This window comes from Mesorhizobium sp. M7A.F.Ca.CA.004.06.1.1 (assembly GCF_003999135.1).
Classification (GTDB): Bacteria; Pseudomonadota; Alphaproteobacteria; order Rhizobiales; family Rhizobiaceae; genus Mesorhizobium.
Window position 1 is genome coordinate 1 of the sequence record NZ_RZPQ01000900.1, and the last position, 2,141, is coordinate 2,141.

4 protein-coding genes are annotated in these 2,141 nt (G+C 64.0%); 3 read left to right on the plus strand and 1 reads right to left on the minus strand.

Annotation, left to right across the window (positions count from 1 at the left end):
- Both EN906_RS31870 and EN906_RS31875 read left to right on the plus strand, forming a co-directional pair.
- Positions 1-190: AIR carboxylase family protein (locus EN906_RS31870; RefSeq protein ID WP_206529222.1), on the plus strand; the 190-nt coding region annotated here is incomplete at its 5' end.
- Complete coding sequence (locus EN906_RS31875) at positions 187-1,266, plus strand: 5-(carboxyamino)imidazole ribonucleotide synthase (protein WP_127271005.1); 1,080 nt, start codon at positions 187-189, stop codon at positions 1,264-1,266. The genes EN906_RS31870 and EN906_RS31875, both read left to right, overlap by 4 nt.
- 6 nt (positions 1,267-1,272) lie before the next feature.
- Here EN906_RS31875 and EN906_RS31880 read toward each other — a convergent pair whose 3' ends face one another.
- Positions 1,273-1,695 (minus strand): lysozyme inhibitor LprI family protein, encoded by a 423-nt coding sequence (locus tag EN906_RS31880; protein ID WP_127271006.1) that lies wholly within the window; start codon positions 1,693-1,695, stop codon positions 1,273-1,275.
- Between the two features lie 242 nt (positions 1,696-1,937).
- Here EN906_RS31880 and ykgO point away from each other — a divergent pair, with 242 nt between their 5' ends.
- Positions 1,938-2,063: a type B 50S ribosomal protein L36 gene (ykgO, locus tag EN906_RS31885; protein WP_006327841.1), complete on the plus strand. Its 126-nt coding sequence runs from the start codon at positions 1,938-1,940 to the stop codon at positions 2,061-2,063.
- The last annotated feature ends 78 nt before the right edge of the window (positions 2,064-2,141 follow it).

A 2,141-nucleotide genomic window follows, 5' to 3' on the forward strand; every position in this document is an offset into this window, starting at 1 on the left:
GTCCATTGTCCAGATGCCGGCCGGCATTCCCGTGGGCACGCTGGCCATCGGCAAGGCGGGCGCTGCCAACGCAGCCCTTCTAGCCGCCGCCGTGCTGGCCCTGAACGATAACGAGCTTGCCGTCCGCCTGGATGCCTGGCGCGCCGCGCAGACCGCCAAGGTCGCGGCAGAACCGACGGATACGCCGTGAGCCTGCCCGCCGGATCGACCATCGGCATCATTGGCGGCGGCCAGCTCGGCCGCATGCTGGCTGTTGCTGCCGCCCGCCTCGGCTACCGCACCGTGGTGCTGGAGCCGCAAGCGGATTGCCCCGCGGCACAGGTCGCCAACCGGCAGATAACAGCCGCCTATGACGACCCGGCCGCCCTTGCCGAACTGGCAGGCTCGAGTTCCGTCGTCACCTACGAGTTCGAGAACGTGCCGGTTGCAGCCGCCAGTGCGCTGGCCGCCAAGGTTCCGGTCTATCCGCCGGCGCGTGCGCTGGAAGTGGCGCAGGACCGGGTGGACGAAAAAACATTCCTCAACGGCATCGGCATTGCCACCGCCGATTTCCACGCCGTCGACAATGATGACCAGCTGATCGCGGCGCTGAAAGCATTCGACGGCAGCGGTGTCCTGAAGACCCGGCGCATGGGCTATGACGGCAAAGGCCAGCGCGTCTTCCGCAACATGGAAGCCGGCGGCTTCGCCGGCACATGCGAGGCGATGGGCAATGTGCCTCTGATCCTGGAGGCCTTCGTGCCGTTCGAGCGCGAGATATCGGTGATCGCGGCGCGTGGGCTGGACGGTGCGGTTGTCGCTTACGATCCAGCCGAGAATATCCATCGCAACGGCATTCTCCACACATCGACCTTGCCGGCCGCCATTATGCCGGAGACGGCGGAAGCGGCCCGAACGGCCGCATCGAAGATCCTGTCGGCGCTGAACTATGTCGGCGTCATCGGCGTCGAGTTCTTCGTGCTGGCGGACGGCTCGCTGCTGGCCAACGAGATCGCGCCGCGCGTGCACAATTCCGGCCATTGGACGGAAGCCGCCTGTATCGTCTCGCAGTTCGAGCAGCATATCCGCGCCATCGCCGGCCTGCCGCTCGGCGCCCCGGACCGCCATTCCGACTGTGTGATGGAAAACCTGATCGGCGACGATGTGCTGCGCGTCCCGGAGCTTCTCGCCGAGCCCGATCTGATGCTGCATCTCTACGGCAAGGCCGAAGCGCGGCTCGGCCGCAAGATGGGGCATTTCACTCGGATCAGCCGTCGCGCCTCATAGGGTTGCCTACTGCAAATCGTCGCTCTCGTCCTCGCCTGGATTGGCGCAACTCACATCGCCTTCCTCGCAATTGGCCGCGGCAGCGAGCTGCTTGATGCGATCATTGGTCAATCTGGTCAGGCATTGCGATACTGCCATCGGATGGATCGAGCCGCCTTGACTGGCGGCGGTGGAATGCGCGCATTCGGCATCGCGAAAAGTGATCCAGGCGCGCTGCGCCACCTGCAGCAATCTCTTGCCGCCGGCGTCATCCGAGCTGGTAAGGTCCTGATAGGCCTTGTTGAGCTTGGCGTCGGCCGCCTGATAGTCTTCGCCGGCACAGATGTTCATCATCTGCTGGCTATCGTCGCTGCGGTCGCATTCCTGCGCGCGAGCAACCGAAGCTGCCGCCAGCAGGACAAGGCAGGCGGACAGGAACATTCGGCGCATGGTTCTCTCCAAATCACTTCACGGCGACCGCATCATCCCAGCCGGCCCCAGGGCCGCGCAATGCCGCAAGGCCGACATGGCGGATAATTGATGACAGGGACGATTCACAGCCGCTATGGAGCACGCTTGCGGTTGACAGGGACAAGGCTCCTCGTTTATGAGCCTCCCACAGTTCAAAGGCGCGTCTTCTGGCGCGCCTTAAAATTTCGACCCGGACCGGGTCCACACCGACAGGCAAGACCATGAAGATCAAGAATTCGCTCAAGGCGCTGAAGGCGCGTCACCGCGACAACCAGTTGGTTCGCCGCAAGGGCCGCGTCTACATCATCAACAAGACCGCCCCGCGCTACAAGGCACGCCAGGGCTGAGTTTTCGGGCAGGAGGCTGTTGCCTCCCCCCATTTGATGCTTGTTGCCGCCTGCCGGCATTTTCACGCCAAATTCAGT

What these genes read in the sequence shown, in the direction of transcription:
- EN906_RS31880 (WP_127271006.1), bottom strand. Translation starts at nt 1,695, where the DNA reads ATGCGCCGAATGTTCCTGTCCGCCTGCCTTGTCCTGCTGGCGGCAGCT.
- ykgO (WP_006327841.1), top strand. Translation starts at nt 1,938, where the DNA reads ATGAAGATCAAGAATTCGCTCAAGGCGCTGAAGGCGCGTCACCGCGAC.